General features: G+C 62.3%; 21 protein-coding genes. 6 read left to right on the top strand and 15 right to left on the bottom strand.

Annotated features, from left to right (window positions below):
* The first annotated feature begins 97 nt into the window (after positions 1 to 97).
* The 3 genes from AC56QQ_RS17975 (at position 98) to AC56QQ_RS17965 (ending at position 2,260) form a co-directional block, all read left to right on the top strand.
* Entirely contained in the window at positions 98 to 1,534 is a 1,437-nt protein-coding gene (locus tag AC56QQ_RS17975) for a sulfatase-like hydrolase/transferase (protein ID WP_497122866.1), read from the top strand.
* Positions 1,535 to 1,585: 51 nt separating this feature from the next.
* Positions 1,586 to 1,771, top strand: coding sequence for a hypothetical protein (locus AC56QQ_RS17970; protein WP_497122865.1), 186 nt, complete (start codon positions 1,586 to 1,588; stop codon positions 1,769 to 1,771).
* Positions 1,772 to 1,834: 63 nt separating this feature from the next.
* A complete protein-coding gene (locus tag AC56QQ_RS17965) occupies positions 1,835 to 2,260 on the top strand; it encodes an HIT family protein (RefSeq protein WP_497122864.1) in 426 nt (141 codons plus the stop codon).
* 13 nt (positions 2,261 to 2,273) lie between these two features.
* On the opposite strand, the gene AC56QQ_RS17960 is transcribed toward AC56QQ_RS17965, so the two are convergent.
* The 4 genes from AC56QQ_RS17960 to AC56QQ_RS17945 form a co-directional block, all read right to left on the bottom strand.
* Positions 2,274 to 2,900, bottom strand: a complete 627-nt coding sequence (locus AC56QQ_RS17960; protein ID WP_497122863.1) for a chloramphenicol phosphotransferase CPT family protein — start codon at positions 2,898 to 2,900, stop codon at positions 2,274 to 2,276.
* A 64-nt stretch (positions 2,901 to 2,964) separates the two neighbouring features.
* Entirely contained in the window at positions 2,965 to 5,433 is a 2,469-nt protein-coding gene (clpA, locus tag AC56QQ_RS17955; RefSeq protein ID WP_256752795.1) for an ATP-dependent Clp protease ATP-binding subunit ClpA, read from the bottom strand.
* 6 nt (positions 5,434 to 5,439) lie between these two features.
* Complete coding sequence (clpS, locus tag AC56QQ_RS17950; protein WP_167364898.1) at positions 5,440 to 5,769, bottom strand: ATP-dependent Clp protease adapter ClpS; 330 nt, start codon at positions 5,767 to 5,769, stop codon at positions 5,440 to 5,442.
* Between the two features lie 296 nt (positions 5,770 to 6,065).
* Positions 6,066 to 6,395 carry a phasin family protein gene (locus tag AC56QQ_RS17945; protein WP_256752793.1) on the bottom strand — a complete coding sequence of 110 codons (330 nt, stop codon included), beginning with the start codon at positions 6,393 to 6,395 and terminating at the stop codon, positions 6,066 to 6,068.
* Between the two features lie 288 nt (positions 6,396 to 6,683).
* Here AC56QQ_RS17945 and AC56QQ_RS17940 point away from each other — a divergent pair, with 288 nt between their 5' ends.
* Entirely contained in the window at positions 6,684 to 8,108 is a 1,425-nt protein-coding gene (locus tag AC56QQ_RS17940) for an SPOR domain-containing protein (RefSeq protein WP_497122862.1), read from the top strand.
* Between the two features lie 47 nt (positions 8,109 to 8,155).
* Here the strand turns inward: AC56QQ_RS17940 and AC56QQ_RS17935 are convergent, their stop codons facing one another.
* From AC56QQ_RS17935 to AC56QQ_RS17925, 3 genes are all read right to left on the bottom strand, one after another.
* Positions 8,156 to 8,857, bottom strand: coding sequence for a DnaJ domain-containing protein (locus AC56QQ_RS17935; RefSeq protein ID WP_489861613.1), 702 nt, complete (start codon positions 8,855 to 8,857; stop codon positions 8,156 to 8,158).
* Positions 8,858 to 9,214: 357 nt separating this feature from the next.
* On the bottom strand, positions 9,215 to 9,652 hold the full coding sequence (locus tag AC56QQ_RS17930; RefSeq protein ID WP_489861614.1) for a DUF1489 family protein: 438 nt from the start codon (positions 9,650 to 9,652) through the stop codon (positions 9,215 to 9,217).
* A gap of 94 nt (positions 9,653 to 9,746) precedes the next feature.
* Positions 9,747 to 11,150 (bottom strand): L-serine ammonia-lyase, encoded by a 1,404-nt coding sequence (locus tag AC56QQ_RS17925; RefSeq protein ID WP_489861615.1) that lies wholly within the window; start codon positions 11,148 to 11,150, stop codon positions 9,747 to 9,749.
* A 176-nt stretch (positions 11,151 to 11,326) separates the two neighbouring features.
* Here AC56QQ_RS17925 and AC56QQ_RS17920 point away from each other — a divergent pair, with 176 nt between their 5' ends.
* Positions 11,327 to 12,046: a DUF599 domain-containing protein gene (locus AC56QQ_RS17920; RefSeq protein WP_497122861.1), complete on the top strand. Its 720-nt coding sequence runs from the start codon at positions 11,327 to 11,329 to the stop codon at positions 12,044 to 12,046.
* On the opposite strand, the gene AC56QQ_RS17915 is transcribed toward AC56QQ_RS17920, so the two are convergent.
* The 6 genes from AC56QQ_RS17915 to AC56QQ_RS17890 all read right to left on the bottom strand — a co-directional run bounded on the left by AC56QQ_RS17915 (position 12,019) and on the right by AC56QQ_RS17890 (position 16,396).
* Positions 12,019 to 12,816, bottom strand: coding sequence for a YdcF family protein (locus AC56QQ_RS17915; RefSeq protein ID WP_489861617.1), 798 nt, complete (start codon positions 12,814 to 12,816; stop codon positions 12,019 to 12,021). The two genes, AC56QQ_RS17920 and AC56QQ_RS17915, sit on opposite strands and share 28 nt — an antisense overlap.
* A 28-nt stretch (positions 12,817 to 12,844) precedes the next feature.
* Complete coding sequence (locus tag AC56QQ_RS17910) at positions 12,845 to 14,410, bottom strand: amidase (RefSeq protein ID WP_497122860.1); 1,566 nt, start codon at positions 14,408 to 14,410, stop codon at positions 12,845 to 12,847.
* On the bottom strand, positions 14,410 to 14,865 hold the full coding sequence (locus AC56QQ_RS17905; RefSeq protein WP_497122859.1) for a GNAT family N-acetyltransferase: 456 nt from the start codon (positions 14,863 to 14,865) through the stop codon (positions 14,410 to 14,412). The genes AC56QQ_RS17910 and AC56QQ_RS17905 overlap by 1 nt, the downstream gene beginning before the upstream one ends.
* A gap of 7 nt (positions 14,866 to 14,872) precedes the next feature.
* On the bottom strand, positions 14,873 to 15,160 hold the full coding sequence (gatC, locus tag AC56QQ_RS17900) for an Asp-tRNA(Asn)/Glu-tRNA(Gln) amidotransferase subunit GatC (protein WP_010909575.1): 288 nt from the start codon (positions 15,158 to 15,160) through the stop codon (positions 14,873 to 14,875).
* A gap of 87 nt (positions 15,161 to 15,247) precedes the next feature.
* On the bottom strand, positions 15,248 to 15,664 hold the full coding sequence (locus tag AC56QQ_RS17895; protein WP_497122858.1) for a hypothetical protein: 417 nt from the start codon (positions 15,662 to 15,664) through the stop codon (positions 15,248 to 15,250).
* A 24-nt stretch (positions 15,665 to 15,688) separates the two neighbouring features.
* Positions 15,689 to 16,396 carry a metal-dependent hydrolase gene (locus AC56QQ_RS17890; RefSeq protein WP_256752782.1) on the bottom strand — a complete coding sequence of 236 codons (708 nt, stop codon included), beginning with the start codon at positions 16,394 to 16,396 and terminating at the stop codon, positions 15,689 to 15,691.
* A gap of 123 nt (positions 16,397 to 16,519) precedes the next feature.
* Here AC56QQ_RS17890 and ruvX point away from each other — a divergent pair, with 123 nt between their 5' ends.
* Positions 16,520 to 17,026 (top strand): Holliday junction resolvase RuvX, encoded by a 507-nt coding sequence (ruvX, locus tag AC56QQ_RS17885; protein ID WP_497122857.1) that lies wholly within the window; start codon positions 16,520 to 16,522, stop codon positions 17,024 to 17,026.
* Here the strand turns inward: ruvX and AC56QQ_RS17880 are convergent.
* Both AC56QQ_RS17880 and AC56QQ_RS17875 read right to left on the bottom strand, forming a co-directional pair.
* Complete coding sequence (locus AC56QQ_RS17880; protein ID WP_497122856.1) at positions 16,944 to 17,285, bottom strand: DUF6105 family protein; 342 nt, start codon at positions 17,283 to 17,285, stop codon at positions 16,944 to 16,946. The two genes, ruvX and AC56QQ_RS17880, sit on opposite strands and share 83 nt — an antisense overlap.
* Positions 17,285 to 17,842 carry a hypothetical protein gene (locus tag AC56QQ_RS17875; RefSeq protein WP_489861623.1) on the bottom strand — a complete coding sequence of 186 codons (558 nt, stop codon included), beginning with the start codon at positions 17,840 to 17,842 and terminating at the stop codon, positions 17,285 to 17,287. The genes AC56QQ_RS17880 and AC56QQ_RS17875 overlap by 1 nt, the downstream gene beginning before the upstream one ends.
* Positions 17,843 to 17,877: the final 35 nt, after the last annotated feature.

The raw sequence follows: 17,877 nt of genomic DNA, 5'->3' as shown, positions 1-17,877 counted from the left end.
CAGGCCTTTCGGCGTGACCATCGCCGCTGTTTACCGTCCAACCGGAATCCGCTAAGCCAAGCTCGGGCATGGGTGCTCAGGCACCCACGGGGGAAGCATGCAGGGTTTGGCATCTCTGGGTGTCGGGCAATGGCTCGGTGCGGCGGGACTCGTGGCCGCGTCGTTGCTGGTTGCCTGGCTGGAAGGCAAGCGCTCGGCATGGCCTCTGGGCTTTGCAACCTTCTTCCTTCTCTTTGGCCTCGCGCATCTCGTTTTTCCAGGCAACATCGTCGCCTTGTGGGCTGCGTTGATGTTGACCGCGGCGATCGGCATCGTTTCCAAACTGAAATATCATCATCTCGGTTTCAATTTCCTTGCCGGCGATATCTATCATCTCGCGGCAAGCAGTTTTCGAACTGTTCTGGCCGACCATGCACGCATGGCAATTCCCGCCCTCGCCGGCATGATCGCGATCCTCGCCCTGATCGTTGTTCTGGCGTTGACGTTTGCAGAGCCGGCAATGCCGTTGCCACAGCGGCTTGCGTTGTTCGGAGCGACGGCGATTGTTTATCTGTGCGTTTTCTGGGTGAGTGGAGGGTTGAAGCGGTTTCGCTTCCACCACCTGACCGACGACCGGGTTCATCTCTCCGCCTTTGTCGCCTCATGGTTTGGTGCGGGTCCGTCGCGGCGGCCAGGCTTTGTCGACATCGATCCGGACCCACTGCCGCTCTTGCCGCCAGTGGCGGCAAGACGGTCGGCGAATGAGAAACCGCCGCATATCGTCATGATCATGCATGAATCAACATTCGACCCGCGACGGCTCGGCATACCGGTCAATCAGGCATTCGAGCCGTTCTTCACACCGCCGGATGGCCTCTGTGGAACGCTGCATGTCGACGTCTTTGGCGGCAGCACCCTGCAGACGGAGTTTTCGGTGCTGACGGGCCTCTCCTCGCTGTCGTTCGGCACCGACAGCCGTTTCGTCTTCCATCTTCTGAGCGGGCGCGTGCGGCATGCGCTTCCCTCCGTCCTGACCGGCATCGGCTACGGCGTGTCGCATATCAGCTGCGACCGGCCTTCCTTCGTCAGCTGCGGCCGGTTCTACAAGTCGATCGGCTTCAATGATGTCAGCTATGCCGAAACCTTGCCGCCCCCGTTCGATGCCGAACGCTGGAAGCGGGAAAATCATGACGAGCAGCTCTATGACCATGGGATTGACCAGCTTTCGCGTCGCCTGGCGGACGGCAGGCCCTGCTTTCTTTCGATAACGACACTGATGAATCATGGCGACCACCGCCGCCGCATCTTCCCGGTCGACCGCCATGCTGAACTGCGCCGCGAAGCCGTCGCCGCGACCGGCGTCGCGTCCTATGGCGAGTATGTCGTGCGCTTGGCCGAGAGCGTCGCTGCTTATGCGTCCTTTCGCAAACGGCTCGAAGCCCTGCTGGACGGCCAACCGGCCATCATCATTCGCTATGGCGACCACCAGTCGTCGTTCACCACATCGCTTACTGGCTTGCCCCCTTCCAACCTGGCCTTGCGCGAGACATTTTAAGCGCTCGAGCCCATCAACGGCGAACTGCCGGACGATCTCCCTGCCCCGCCAGTGCTCGATTCGGCCTTCCTGTCGACGCTGACCTTGCTGGCCGCCGGGCTGCCGCTCGATCCGGTGTTCGCCACGCGAGCCGCCTTGTTGAACGACTGTGCCGCCCCTTACTTCGAAAGCGCATCGCCGCGCAAAAGGCGTTTCCACCGCACGCTTGTCGATGCCGGCCTGGTCGACCTCGCCTGATTGCCTTGCCGCCCACGGGAGGCTTCGGCTACACCGGGCGAACCACAATCCGGAGCATTCGCCATGGCCGAAACCGCATATGACACCGACAACATCTTCGCCAAGATCCTGCGTGGCGAAATCCCTTCGCACCGCGTCTACGAGGACGAGGCGGTGGTGGCGTTCATGGACGTGATGCCGCAAGGGCCGGGCCATACGCTCGTGGTGCCGAAGGCGCCGTCGCGCAATCTGCTCGACGCCGATCCGTCGACATTCGGTCCGCTTTTCACGGTGGTCCAGAAAGTGGCGTTGGCGGTGAAAGGAGCCTTCGGCGCCGAGGGCGTGACCATCCTGCAGTTCAATGAGCCGGCCTCGGGGCAGACCGTCTATCATCTGCACGTGCATGTCATCCCGCGCTTCGACGGTATCCCGCTGAAGCCGCACACGGGCGCGATGGAGAAGCCCGAAGTGCTGGCGCGGAATGCCGAAAAGATACGGGCAGCGCTGTAAAGCTGAAACAAAATCAACCGATTGCAGTTCCAGCCAGTTGCTCGATAGCGCTTGGCCGAGCGATGCCTTGCTCCAACCGCAGGCGTATAAAATCCGCGCATTGCTCGGGATTCAGGAGCGAAGTGTCGACTTCAAGATCATAGACGCCCGGTCGGTGTACCTCATCCTGCCACAGGCGCACAGGCAATGGCACGGGGTCGCGGGCCGTGCCGGTGACATATCCCTTGCCTGTCGCGCTGGCGGCTCGCCTTTCCATGATGATCTCAATCGGGCAGCGAACGCCGACAAACAGCACCGGCAGGCCAATGATCCGGCGCGCGCAATCGGCAAGGCAGCCGAGGGGCCTCGAATAGGCATCGTGGTGGCCGACATCCACCACGACATTCAGCCCCAGTCGGCTGTGGGCGGCGATGGATTCGTACAGAGCTGCGTAGAGCCCAGGCACAAGGCTTTCGAGGTCCGGACGCTCGCCACCCGGCCGCAACCCGATGCCAGGTCGATATCGCAGTGGCGTGGCCTGCTCGTAGACGTCGACGCCGAGATTCATCCAGACGCCTTCGAAATTCTCCTGGATGGCTTGGACAATGCTCGATTTTCCCGATCGCGGCGCACCGTTCAGGATGATGATCTGGCCGCCCATCCGTCACCTCGTCGTTCCCAACAAAAAAGCCCCGTTTCCGGGGCTTTCTCGGCTTTCGTCAGGGTCAGTTCTTTCGTGGCAGTTGCGGCACGAGGCTGCGCTTGCCGCCGTCCTTGCCCTTGGGCTCCGGCTTCTGCATCACCAGCTTCTTCGCCGCGGGCTTTTTCGCCACGGCCTTGCGCGGCTTGGGAGCATCCTCCGGCTCTTCCTTCTTCGGCTTGACCGGTGCCTCGTCGGCGAGCGATTCGAGCTTCAGGCCGGTCTCGCCGGTTTCCTTCTTCTCGACGGTGACGCGCACCGTGCCACCCTTCTTGAGCTTGCCGAACAGCACCTCGTCAGCCAGCGGCTTCTTGATGTGCTCCTGGATGACCCGGCCAAGCGGCCGCGCCCCCATGCGCTCGTCATAACCCTTGTCGGCCAGCCAGGCGATCGCCTCCGGCGACAAGTCGAAGGTGACGCCACGCTCGGACAGCTGGGCCTCGAGCTGCATGACGAACTTCTGTACCACCTGATGGATGACCGGAACCGGCAGCGAGCCGAACGGGATGATCGCATCGAGGCGGTTGCGGAATTCCGGCGTGAACAGCCGGTTGATCGCCTCGACATCGTCGCCTTCCCGCTTGGTCGAACCGAAACCGATCGCCGCGCGCTGCGCATCGGATGCGCCCGCATTGGTGGTCATGATCAGGATCACATTGCGGAAGTCGATCTGCTTGCCGTTGTGGTCGGTCAGTTTGCCGTGGTCCATCACCTGCAACAGGATGTTGAACAGGTCCGGATGCGCCTTCTCGACTTCGTCCAGCAACAGCACGCAGTGCGGATGCTGGTCGACGCCGTCGGTCAAAAGACCACCCTGGTCGAAGCCGACATAGCCGGGAGGCGCGCCGATCAGCCGTGAGACGGTGTGGCGTTCCATGTATTCCGACATGTCGAAGCGGATCAGCTCGACGCCGAGCGAGGCGGCCAATTGCTTGGCCACTTCGGTCTTGCCGACGCCGGTTGGCCCCGAGAACAGGTAGGAGCCGATCGGCTTTTCCGGCTCGCGCAGGCCGGCACGCGCCAGCTTGATGGCCGAGGTCAGCGCGGTGATCGCGGTGTCCTGGCCATAGACGACGCGCTTCAGCTCGATGTCGAGGCCTTGCAGCACCTTCTCGTCGTCGGCCGAAACCGTCTTCGGCGGAATACGGGCCATGGTGGCGATCGTCGCCTCGATCTCCTTGATGCCGATGGTCTTCTTGCGCTTGGCCTCGGGCACCAGCATCTGCGAGGCGCCGGTCTCGTCGATCACGTCGATCGCCTTGTCCGGCAGCTTGCGGTCGTTGATATAGCGGGCCGACAGTTCCACCGAGGCCTTGATCGCCTCGTTGGTGAACTTCACCTTGTGGAACTCCTCATAGTACGGCTTCAGACCCTTCATGATCTCGATGGCGTCCTCGATGGTCGGCTCGTTGACGTCGATCTTCTGGAAGCGCCGCACCAGGGCGCGGTCCTTCTCGAAGAACTGGCGGAACTCCTTGTAGGTGGTCGAGCCGATGCAGCGGATCGCGCCCGATGACAGCGCGGGCTTCAACAGGTTGGATGCGTCCATGGCACCGCCCGATGTCGCCCCGGCCCCGATCACCGTATGGATCTCGTCGATGAACAGCACGGCACCTGGATAATCCTCGAGTTCCTTGACGACTTGCTTCAGCCGCTCCTCGAAATCGCCACGATAGCGCGTGCCGGCCAACAGCGTGCCCATGTCGAGCGCGAAGATGGTGGCGTTGTGCAGCACTTCGGGAACGTCGCCCTCGACGATGCGCTTGGCGAGGCCCTCGGCGATCGCGGTCTTGCCGACGCCGGGATCACCGACATAGAGCGGGTTGTTCTTGGAACGGCGGCACAGCACCTGGATGGTGCGGTTGATCTCCAACTCGCGGCCGATCAGCGGATCGATCTTGCCCGCCTTGGCCTTGTTGTTGAGGTTGACGCAATATGCGGTCAGCGCGTCCTGCTGCTGCTTTTTCTTGCCGCCTTCCTCTTGCGGCTCGGCGCCATTCTGGCCGCCCTGTTCGTCATCGGCGCCACGCGGCGAGCGTGTCTCGGATGCACCGGGACGCTTGGCGATGCCGTGCGAGATGTAGTTGACCGCGTCATAGCGGGTCATCTGCTGTTCCTGCAGGAAGTAGGCGGCATGGCTCTCGCGCTCGGCGAAGATGGCGACGAGCACGTTGGCGCCTGACACTTCCTCGCGGCCCGACGACTGCACGTGGATCACCGCGCGCTGGATGACGCGCTGGAAACCGGCTGTCGGCTTGGAGTCCTCATCGTAGCCGGTGACGAGATTGTCGAGCTCGGTGTCGATATAGGTGAGAACCGTGTGCTTCAGTTCGTCGAGATCGACATTGCAGGCGCGCATGACGGCGGCCGCCTCGGTGTCGTCGATGAGCGCGAGCAGCAGATGTTCAAGGGTTGCGTATTCATGGTGCCGCTCATTGGCGAGCGTCAGCGCCTGGTGAAGCGCCTTTTCCAGGCCTTGGGAGAAAGCCGGCATGTTACCTCACTTCTTCTCCATCACGCATTGCAGCGGATGCTGATTCTGTCGGGCGAAATCCATGACCTGGGACACTTTGGTCTCGGCCACCTCGAATGTATAGACCCCGCACTCGCCCACTCCATGATTGTGAACATGAAGCATGATGCGTGTGGCGGCTTCGCGATCCTTCTGGAAAAAACGCTCCAGCACGTGAACCACGAACTCCATGGGCGTGTAGTCGTCGTTGAGGATGAGAACCCGGTAAAGGCTGGGCTTCTTGGTTTTGGTTTTGGTGCGCGTAATGACGGCCGTCCCACGGCCGGCCTCATTGCCGTCGCCGTCGCCGTTTTGCATTCGCACCACGCGTCTCGTGGCAGTCAAACCGATCGTCACGTATTCCTGCCTCTTTCAGATCCTCATGCGAGTTCGACATGTAGGTGTTCGATGGACGATTTTAAGCCCTTCTGTTTAGCTGACAATATGGCTAGGTGGCCAAACTTGGACGATTTTCGCAATCGTGAAGGCGCGCGAGGCCCCGGAGCTGAAATTGACATGAAAAAACCCGGCCACGTTTCCGCGGCCGGGCTTGCCCCGGGCCCAAAAGGCCAGATCTGGGTCACGTCAGGCGAAATCACATCGCCCGGGTGAAATTACTTCGCCTTGGCGACGATCGATTCGAACGGCTTGTAGGCTTCCTTGGCGAGCTCGGCATAGAGGTCGCCAATCTTGGTGGCCTCGGCGACGAACGCCTCGTAGGACTGCTTGGCATAGTCGGACTGGATCTCGATCGCCTTTTCCAGCGACTTGGCCGAAAACATCTTCTCGACCACGGCGCTGCCGGCTTCGAAGCTCTTCTTGGTGTATTCGCCAGCCTCGGTGGCGATCGCCTGCGCACCCTTGGAGAGTGAAGCGAAGCTCTTCAATCCGGTGTCGGCAAACTCTTTGCCGTATTTGCTGAAGTCCTCATAGGTCTGGGTCATTTCACGCATTCCCTTGACGGTTGAAGCGTCCTTCTTCGGGGCGCTCTTTGTGCAATGCACGCTAGTATATTGTGCGCCGCACAAAAGTCAATATTCCGCCGGTCTCGCGGATGTGCCTGCGCAGGCAATGGCTAAAAATCGAATAAAGAGAGCTTCAAGCCCGAAGAAAATGGTGAACGCGGCGGTTACCATAAACGGATTGGTAACGCTGCCCCGGTAGCTTGGCCGGAAGTGAGGCAGGATCCCTTTGCCGCCTCCGAAGCAACGAGAATTCAAAGGAAGTAGTCAGTGCGTCAGGCGTTGTCGGGCATCGTTTCCAAATCCACCTTTTCTCTTAAAACGATCATGATCGTCGCCATGGCGATGACGTTCGTCGTTGCCGACGCCGCCTCGTCACTGGCGGCAAGGTCCGCCGCCATTGTCGTCGACGCCAAGACCGGCAAGGTGCTCTATTCGGCCGATGCCGACGGCAGACGCTATCCGGCCTCGCTGACCAAGATGATGACGCTCTATCTGACCTTCGAGGCGTTGGCGAAGGGCAAGATCAGCCGGAACTCACCTGTCGTGTTTTCCGCTCATGCCGCCGCCGAGGCGCCGACCAAACTCGGCGTAAAGGCTGGCGGCTCGGTCACCGTCGACACCGCGATCCTGTCGATAGTCACCAAGTCGGCGAACGACTCGGCAACCGCGCTCGGCGAAATGCTCGGCGGCAACGAAACCAACTTCGCCCGCATGATGACCGCCAAGGCGCGGCAACTGGGCATGAACGGCACCGTGTTCCGCAATGCCAACGGCTTGCCTGACCCCGGCCAATTCACGACGGCACGCGACATGGCGACGCTCGGCATCGCGCTCAGGGAGCATTTCCCGCAGTATTACGCTTACTTCTCGCAGCGGTCCTTTCTCTATGGCCGCCAGCGCATCAATGGTCACAACCGGCTGCTCGGGCGCATCAAGGGCGTCGACGGCATCAAGACCGGTTATACCCGCGCCTCTGGCTTCAATCTGGTCTCGTCGGTTTCCGACGGCAATCGCCGCCTCGTCGCCGTGGTCATGGGCGGCACCTCCGGTGGCAGCCGCGACAACCAGATGGCGTCCCTGATCAACACCTACTTGCCGAGGGCTTCGACGCGCGGCGGTGGCGCCCTGGTCGCCCAGGCCGACAGCGGCAACCCGATCAAGGCACTTGCCAAGGTGCTGCTGCCCAAGCACGACGCGCCGACGCCGGACGACAAGCCGGTGGCGGTAGCCAGCGCCGATGCAGCCGTCGCCGACGACTCGACCGTTGCCCAGGACGACGACAGGTCCGACGACAATGCCGCGGTTGAAGAAACCAAACCGGTTGTTCCAGCAAGGAAGGTGAAGACAGTCATCGTCTCCGCCCCTCAGGTCGCCACGGCCCAGGTCGTGGCCGCCTACGCCGAGCCGACCCCGGTTGTCGACCCTGTCAATACGGCTTCGGTGCCGTCGGGCTGGGCCATCCAGGTCGCCTCCTCGCCGAAACAATCGGAAGCCCAGGCCTTCCTCGACAAGACCGCCAAGCAGGCACCCAAGGTGCTGGCCGACGCTTCCGGCTTCACCGTCGCCTTCGACAAGGACGGCGTCACCTATTACCGCGCCCGCTTCGGTGGCTTTGGTTCGAAGACCGCCGCCTGGAAGGCCTGCACGGCTTTGAAGAAGAAGAACATCGAATGCTACGCCGTCCAGCAGTAGGACGGCGTCGAACAATCTCCCGGAAAAGAGTTCTGCGTCGAAGGAGACTAGTTGTGATTAGAGAGCAAGACGTCCTTGGCTTCGTTGATCCGCGCCGCCAGGAAAGACGTGCCGCCGATATCGGGGTGCAGGCGCTGCATCAGGCGGCGGTGCGCCTTGCGGACATCCGCCGCGGCGGCCCCCGCTTCAAGACCAAGGACCTTGTAGGCCTCCTCCTTAGTCATGGCGCCCGGACCTGGCGCAACACCCAGCCCTTCGCCACCGTTCGTCTCAGCGTTTTTGCGCCAGACGGGAAATCTGCCGTCAAGATACGTCTCTAGCAATTGCCGGCTCTCCGGATCGCCGGAGAGCTCACGGTAAAGTTGCTGCATTTCAGCCTGCCCCATCGCGCCAAGAATCTTGCCGTCATGGCGGCCGGCCAGGACGAGCCCTTCGAGACCGCCCGTATCGTGATCAAGCTCCATTTCGAGCGCCGCTGTCCGCACTGTTGAGCGCTTTCCAGACGCCAGCTTCGCATCCGGCCGGCTCACGCGCGTGGCGCCATACCATGCAATTGCCGCGAACAGGATGATACCGCCGATCCCTTCACGCCCGACCAGGAGCAAGGTACCCCCCACCAGCGCCAGCAGGATCGGCCCCAGCGTTCTCATTCCGCTTGCGAGCCTCGCCGGATCCGCACGCAGGAACGCGGTGGCTGCGCTCAGAAGCACCAGCAGCAATGCGCCCAGAACGACAATTGCGCCTAACATTTCCCACCGCCCCGCGGATCTCCTGCCCGTTTGGACAGCCGCGCAAATTCCCTAGACACTTTTTCTGCGCCGGAATCATGGCCTACCCCGTATAGGACGACAGCAGCGCCGTGCGATCCGGCCCTGCCGCCGATGCCATCAGGCTTGGTCGGCGCAACAACGGTCTTTGTCGACCTCGACAGGTTCTCCTCGCTCATGAATTTCAAGATGTGGCGTTGTCGCGCCGCTTGCAAGTCCAGTGCGGAGCAAGATTGAGGGCCAGCAAACCGCGGGAAAAGATCATGCCCATTCCGGTTCCATTGGGATGGAATGCTCTCTGGCGCCAACAGGACCAGGCAAACGCTTCGGCGTGATGACCTACAGCAAGCCGAGATCGGCAAGCTCGCGCCTGAGTTTCGGCGGCATCTCGATCAGCCCGGCCTTGCCCTTGCCAAGATCGAGCGGTGCGTCCGATGGTTTCAGATAGCGCCAGCCCTGAAAGGCCCGGCGCGGCTGCCAGTCGGTGCGCACGACTTGTGGATCCAGAATCAGATGACAGCGGCCGATGCCTTCGTCGTCGGTGAACGGCCGGATCTCGGTGATCAGCTGGCGGCATTGCACATTGCCCTTGATCACCCAGTAGAGCGAACCGCCATCGGTAATCTCGGCACCGCGCGTCGGCACCATGCGTGTTGTGTGCCAGTGTTCCGCCGGCTCCCCGGCGCGTTGCCGCTCGTCGAGGCGAAAGGCGATCCACTCTTCGAGATCCTCGACGCTGTCGCAGCCGACACAGAGTTTTAGAATGTTGAGAGCCATCCGCTAAGGTTTAGTCCGGGACGCCGACGCGTCAACGGCCTGTCGGACTTCTCCACAGTGCCAATCCACGGATAGCAAGCCTCACAGAGGACTCTCAGCACTCCACAACGTTGACGGCGAGCCCGCCAAGGCTGGTTTCCTTGTACTTCTCGTTCATGTCGAGGCCGGTCTGGCGCATCGTTTCGATTGCCGCGTCGAGCGGCACGAAATGGACGCCGTCGCCCTTGATGGCCAATGACGCGGCCGTCACCGCCTTGACCGCGCCCAGCGCATTGCGCTCGATGCACGGCACCTGGACAAGCCCGCCGACCGGATCGCAGGTCATGCCGAGATGATGTTCAAGCGCAATCTCGGCGGCGTTCTCGACCTGTTCAGGCGTGCCGCCCATGACGGCGCACAGACCGGCGGCGGCCATCGCCGACGCGGACCCGACTTCGCCCTGGCAGCCGACCTCGGCGCCCGAGATCGAGGCATTGGTCTTGATGATGCCGCCGACGGCCGCCGCCGTCAGCAGGAAGTCGCGGATGCTCGGCTGGTCGGCCTCGGGATGGAAATGCAGCCAGTAGCGCAGAACCGCCGGCAGCGTGCCGGCGGCACCATTGGTCGGGGCGGTGACCACGCGCCCACCGGCGGCGTTCTCCTCATTGACGGCCATCGCATAAATCGACAGCCAGTCATTGGCGAGCAAGGGATTGGGTTTGTTCTGCTGCCACTGCTCCTGCAGCTTGTCGTGCAGCATTCTTGCGCGCCGACGCACCTTCAGCCCGCCCGGCATGATGCCGTCCTGCGACAGGCCGCGTTCGATGCAGCCCTTCATGGCGCTCCAGATGCCGTCGAGGCCGGCATCAAGCTCCTCGCGCGACATCTGTGTCTCCTCGTTGACGCGCTTCATGTCGGCGATCGAAAGCCCGCTTTTGCCAGCCATCGCCAGCATCTCGACTGCATTCTTGAAAGGATACGGCACTTTCTTGCCTTCGGTCGTCACCGACCCCTTGGCCTTGATCCGCTGCAGTTCTTCTTCAGAAACCACGAAGCCGCCGCCGATCGAATAGTAGATGCGCTTGAGCAGCAGGCGGTCGCCGGCGTCATAGGCATAGAAAGCCATGCCGTTGGCGTGGCCGGTGAGCGGCGTCTTGCGGTCCAGCACCAGATCGGTGGCCGGGTCGAAACGGTAGGAAGGGTGGCCGGGTGGAGAAATGCGCTTCTCGGCGGTGATACGGTTGGCAATGCCGTCAGCCTGATCGGGATCGGCAGTCTGCGGCGTCAGGCCGGCAAGGCCGAGAATGACGGCTCGGTCACTGCCGTGGCCGATGCCGGTATAGGCGAGCGATCCATGCAAACTGGCGGCGAGTCGGTCGACATTCACGCCGGCCGGACGCGGCCAGTCATCTCCAGCGACTTCATCGAGAAACCGCGCCGCGGCCGTCATCGGCCCCATCGTGTGCGAGCTCGATGGACCGATGCCGATCTTGAACAGGTCGAAAACCGAAAGGAACACGTTGTCTCCTGGAGTCACGTCGAGGACTACATATAGGAATTCCCACGATGTTTCCGCTCTTTTGGAAATCGCGGCGCAGCACCTGCCGACCTTGTTTGCTCCCGCAGCGACATTGGTTGTCGATCGCTACATGCCGGTCATCGAAGCGATCGCGCTGAATGTGATAAATTCAGCCCATGGGCGATTCCCTCAACCTTTCGACTGCCGATCTCGCGGCGCTGGCTTTCTTCCTCGCTGTGTGGGTGCTGCACACGCTTGCCTCCGACGGCAAGCTGGTTAGCCGCGTATCGCTGACGACGGCGATGAATGCGCAACGCGAAGCCTGGATGCGCACCATGGCCGAGCGGGAGATCCGCATCGTCGACACCGCCATCATGAGCGGCCTGCAGCAGGGAACCGCGTTCTTCGCCTCCAGCTCGCTGATCGCGCTCGGCGGCTGCTTTGCCTTGCTCGGTGCGTCCGACCGGGTTCTCGAAGTGCTCAGCACGCTGCCCCTGGGCGGCGCGCCATCGCGCACGGCCTTTCAGATAAAGGTGTTCGGACTGGTGCTGATCCTTGCGTTTTCCTTCTTCAAATTCGGCTGGGCCTACCGGCTGTTCAACTATTGCACGATCCTGATCGGTGCCGTGCCGATCCCGCACGGCGAAGCCTCGCGCAACCCGGTCACCGAAACAGCGGTGTGGCGTGCGGCGCAGATGAACATGCTCGCCGGCAAGCATTTCAATTCCGGCCTGCGTGGCGTGTTCTTCTCGATCGGCTATCTCGGCTGGTTCGTCGACCCGGCGGTGTTCGTGCTGTCGACGCTCCTGCTGCTGGCGGTCCTGGTACGGCGCCAGTTCTTCTCGGCGGCGCGGCGCGCCGTGATCGGTCAGCCGCCTGGCGCTGGAAAAGGCTGATCGATGCGGCCGGAAAGCCAATAGGCGAAAAGCCCGATCCATTCGCGAACTGCCATGGTCGTATTCTCTACTGAATCGGCCGCATTGTCGCGAAACAAGCCAACACCTTCCTTGCCTGAGGTTCGGTAGTCGACCGGCCATGGGACGGTTGGAAAGCCAGCCTTATCGAACAGCGCCTTGGCCCGTGGCATATGGAAGGCGGACGTCACCAGAAGCCAGGTCTCGCCTGGCTTCTGTTCGACAAGTTTGCGGCTGAAGACCGCATTTTCATAGGTGTTGCGGGACTTGTCCTCGAGGACAAGACGATCGGCCGATACACCCAGCGGGACGAGCAGTCGGGACGCGGTGTCGGCGTCTCCCTCGCCATCGAGGAAAAGCGAGCCGTTTCCGCCTGATACAACCACCTTAGCCTGCGGGAAGCGCCGGGCGAGGATTGCGGCTTCGACCATGCGATCGCCGCTGCTGCTCAATTCATAGCCGCCGCGGACCAAATTAATCCCGCCCTCAAACCCGCCGCCGAGCACTACGATGCCGTCGACCTTTTGCGGCAGCGGCGGTCGTGGAAAACGCTCCTCGAGTGGATTGAGCATCATCGCACCGAGCGACGTCCAGGCTGAGAGCGCAAGGATCAGAAACGCCAGCACGCTGCCGGTGGCGGCCAGCCGCCGCCAGCCGATCATGGCGGCGATCAGCCCCGCCAGCAGCAGGAAGATCGTCAGGTTGAGCGGTTGGATGAAGAACCAGAAGATCTTGGACAGATAGAAGAACATCGCTCACCTCGTCAGATGAGAAACGACCCTACCACCACTTCTGCGGCTGGAATGTGCCGGCCGCCTGCTCGATGACGGCAGCGGTCTGGAACAGCGTTTCCTCATCGAAAGGCCGGCCGATCAACTGCAGGCCGAGCGGCAACCCCTTGGCGTCGAGCCCGGCGGGCACGGCGATGCCCGGCAGGCCCGCCATGTTCACGGTGACAGTGAAGATGTCGTTGAGGTACATCTTGACCGGATCGGCGGCCATATCCTCGTCGGCGATGCCGAAGGCGGCTGACGGTGTTGCGGGGGTCAGGATGACGTCGACGCCGGCGGCGAAGACATTCTCGAAGTCCCGCTTGATCAGATTGCGCACCTTCTGCGCTTGCAGATAGTAAGCGTCGTAATAGCCGGCCGACAGCACGTAGGTACCGATCATGATGCGGCGCTTGACCTCGCGGCCGAAACCGGCGGCGCGGGTCTTCTCGTACATGTCGACGATGTCCTTGCCCGGCACGCGCAACCCGTAGCGGACGCCATCATAGCGGGCGAGGTTGGACGAAGCCTCGGCAGGCGCCACGATGTAATAGGCCGGCAGCGCGTATTTGGTATGCGGCAGGGAGATGTCGACGATCTCGGCGCCGGCATCCTTCAGCCAGGCAATACCCTTCTGCCACAGCGCCTCGATCTCTTCGGGCATGCCGTCGACGCGGTATTCCTTGGGAATGCCGACCTTCATACCCTTGATCGGCTTGCCGATCGCTGCCTCGTAGTCCGGCACCGGCCTGTCGACCGATGTCGTGTCCTTCGCATCGACGGATGCCATCGACTTGAGCAGGATCGCGGCGTCGCGCACGTCGCGGGCGATCGGTCCGGCCTGGTCGAGCGACGAGGCGAAGGCGACGATGCCCCAGCGCGAGCAGCGGCCATAGGTCGGCTTGATGCCGACCGTGCCGGTGAAGGCGGCAGGCTGGCGGATCGAGCCGCCGGTATCCGTCGCCGTGGCGCCGGCGCACAGAAAGGCCGAGACAGCGGTCGCCGAACCGCCGGAAGAACCGCCCGGCACCAGCTGCGCATTGTCCAGGGTTCGCGCGGTCTTGGTGCCGCCGGCGGAGACGAAGCCGCCGTCGCCCTGATGCGTTGTCGGCATCACCACCGTGTCGAGTCGCGATCGCCGCCACGGGTTGATGACCGGCCCGTAATAGGAAGTCTCGTTGGACGAGCCCATGGCGAATTCGTCCATATTGAGCTTGCCCAGCATGACCGCGCCGTCGGCCCACAGATTGGCGGTGACGGTCGATTCATAGCGCGGCTTGAAGCCGTCGAGCACATGGCTGCAGGCCTGGGTGTGGACGCCTTCGGTGCCGAACAGGTCCTTGATGCCGAGCGGAATGCCTTCCAGTGCCCCGCCCTCGCCCTTGACCAGCCTGGCGTCGGAGGCCTTGGCCATGTCGCGCGCCTTGTCGCCGGTCACTGCGACATAGGCATTGAGCGCCGGATTGGCGCGATCGATGGCCGCGAGATAGGCCTCGGTGATCTCGGTCGCGGTAATTTCCTTGCCACGCAACCTGGCGCGGGCCTGGGAGATCGTCAGCTGGGTCAGGTCGCTCATCAAAGGCTCTTTTCGTAAAAAACCGACCACTCGGAATCGGGATAATCCAGTACCGGGCCGCAGCGCGAAAATCCGGCACGTTCGTAGACGGTCCAGGCGGCGGGATGACGATCGCCGGTCTCCAGCACCAGGCGCTTCAGGCCCTCGTCGCGCGCCAGCGCCTCGACCCGCTCGACGATCCTGGCGCCGATCTTGCGTCCGCGATGCGAAGGCCGCGTGTACATCCGCTTGACTTCGCCGACGGCGCCATCGTGGCGCTTCAGCGCACCGCAGCCGATGGCCAGGCCATTGTCGCGGGCTATGAAAACGGTCGTATCCTCACCGGCCATCTGCTCGACCGTCATGTGGTAGCAGTGCTCCGGCGGCGTCAGTTCGAGCAACGTTTCGTTGAGTTCCTCGACCAGGCCACGCACGTCGTCCTGCAGCGGTGTTTCGATGGCGATCTCGATTGCCATCGGCCCGCTACTCCACGACCTTTGGCACGAGGAAGAAATTCTCTTCGGTCGCCGGTGCGTTGGCGACGATATCCGCCGCCTTGTTGCCATCGGTGACGACGTCCTGGCGCTTCTTCATCTCCATCGGCGTCACCGAGGTCATCGGCTCGACGCCGGAAACATCGACCTCGTTCAACTGCTCGACGAAGCCCAGAATGGCGTTCAGCTCGCCGGTCATGCGTTCGGCATCCTCCTCGCTCACCGCGATACGGGCGAGACGCGCAACGCGCTTCACTGTTTGAAGATCAACGGACATTTTCTTGCCTCGGGGAAAACCAGTCCGGGCTATAGCGGCGCGGCGCGCGGTGCGCAACATGCGCTGCCCACGATCGGGCGAATGACCTCACGGCAGCACCATGCCCTCGCACAAATAGTAGCTGCCGCTGTTTCCGCTTGCCTCGCTTTCGTCGTCGATGGGCCGGACCGACACGAGATCGAGCTGCGTCGGGCTCATCCGCGTCACCGAGAGGACATCCGGAAAGACATATCCCGGTTCCTGGCAGATCGCCGTCACCGCCCAGCTTGGCGAAGCTGCCGCCTTGCTGATCTGCACGAACTCGCAATTGTATTCGACGCCTTGCAGGCCGTGTGCCGAAAGCACGATGTTGCCGGCGTCGATCAGCGTCTGCAGCGTATCCTTTTTGGCCTGTGCGCAAAGCTCCTCGGACTGAAGGTAGACACCTTCGATGAAGTCGTCCGCGGCGAGCGCGGGCGACGCCGCGACAAACATGGACACGCAAAGAGATTGCCTCAACGACATGGTTTCATTCCGCTTTCGCTGTTTCTAAAGCGTGATCGTCTCGCCGATGTCAGGCAATGCCACCTTCACACCGGATCCTTCCAGGCCTGCCTCGAATTTCTCGGCGGTCGGATCGATCATCGGAAACGTGCCGAAGTGACAGGGGACGACCGTCTCGAACTTGAAGAAGCGGCGGCAGGCAAGTGCTGCCACCGCGCCACCCATGGTGAAGCGGTCGCCGATCGGCACGATGCCGATCTTCGGTTCGTGCAACTCGTTGATCAGCGCCATGTCGGAAAAGATGTCGGTGTCGCCCATGTGATAGAGCGTCCTGTCTTCCGGGAAATGCAGGACAAGGCCGCCCGGATTGCCGAGATAGGTGTTCTGGCCGCCCTCGCCCGGAAACGAGGATGAGTGCAGCGCCTGGACGAATGTGGTGGTGAAGCCTCCACAATCGACGGTGCCGCCAATATTGCCGGGGTTGATCTTCTTGTCGCTGACGCCCTTGCCGACCAGATACATGCAGATCTCGAAATTGGCGACCAACTGGGCGCCGCTCTTGCCGAGCACTTCCACCGCGCCGCTGATGTGGTCGCTGTGCCCATGCGTCAGCAGCACATGCGTCACTCCCTCTGCCGGCCCTTCCCAGCCGCCCGTCCAGGACGGATTGCCGATCAGGTAGGGATCGATGAGGATCCTTGCATCGGCGGTTTCGATGCGGAAGGCCGAGTGGCCGTACCAGGTCAGTTTCATGAATGCATTCCTCGATTTTTGCCTTGCCAGAGGATAGAACGCCGATAGCCCCGAGATCAAAGGGTTACTGTGTCCGCTGCGCGTTTGGCAGAACGTGCGGCGTTGAGAGGCGAAGGACAGCCGTTGGGCATTATCAGCATCGAGGAATTGCCAGCACGGCTCGCCGGCGGCAAGACGCTGGCGGGACTTGACCTCGGCGACAAGACGATCGGCGTCGCGGTCTCGGACCAGAGGTTTTCCTTCGCTCATCCGCGCCCGGTCATCCTGCGAAAGAAATTCTCGCTCGATGCCGCCGTGCTGCTGGCCTTGCTGCGCAAGGAGAATGTCGGCGCCGTGGCGATCGGGCTGCCGATCAACATGGACGGGTCGGAAGGACCGCGCGCTCAGAAATCGCGCGCCTTCGTCCGTAACATGGCGCAAATGAGCGACCTGCCCTTCGTGCTCTGGGATGAAAGACTATCGACGGTCGCGGCCGAAAGAACGCTGATCGAGATGGATTTCTCGCGCCGCAAACGCGCCGGAAAGATCGATTCGGCGGCGGCGGCCTTTATTCTGCAGGGAGTTCTGGACCGGCTTCAGTCGCTTGGTGCGTCCGCTCGAACGGAACCCGAGCCGCCCAGCGCTGCTTGATCCAGCCGGCGATTTCGCGGCGACGGCGGAACGCCCACAACGCCATCAGCAGAAACCCGTCGAAGATGCACGTCTTCGCCACCATGCCGGGGATAATGGCTGGATCGATGCCGAGCATCTGACCATAGAGCTGGAAGAAGAAGTCGTGCATCTGCCGGCTGAACATGACGTAGCCGAAATTGATGTCGTTGGCCGACAGATAGAACCAGCCCCAGAAGACCGCCATCGGCGCCGCCCACAATGCGAAGACGTAACGCATCAGTGGCCTCCCTTCGGATTCGACCCTGTCCGGCCGGAGATGAGCGAAAGCAGCGAGTTGTGCGCCGCGGCCTTTGCCATGCCATGGGCGACGGCGCGAATCTCGCCTTCGCCCGAAGCGGCCGCCGCTACGGCGGACCGTCGTTCGGTGAGCATGGCGACATAGGATGCCAGAAGTGCGGCCAACTGCACGGCGACAGCCATGAGCAGCCCATTGATGCCTTGCGCGGCGCCACCGATGACAATCAGTGACAACACGCCGGAGGCTGAGATGAAGGCGATGCGGGCAACGCTGTGGGCGCCCGCGCTGGTCGCGTCGTTGATCAGGGTTTCGACGAAGGCCCAGAAAAACAGCACCGCCACGACAAGCAATGCGGTGGCGAGTGGCGCCACCACGATGACGTTGTCGAGATCGACGAAGCGAGTGCCCTCAACGGTGGCACCCAGCACGCCGAGCGCCGAGGCCACACCGCGATTTCCGTCGATGCAGATGAGCGCGAGCAGGGCGAAAACGATCGCCCAGTGCAAGGCCAGAAAAGAGCTCAGTACGTGTCGCATCGGCATTCCTGCTTCGCAAAGCAAAGGATGGCCAA

Source organism: Mesorhizobium sp. RCAM 05099 (assembly GCF_059683685.1).
Note: the sequence above shows the minus strand (reverse complement) of the source record. Positions and strands in the feature narration are given on the sequence as shown.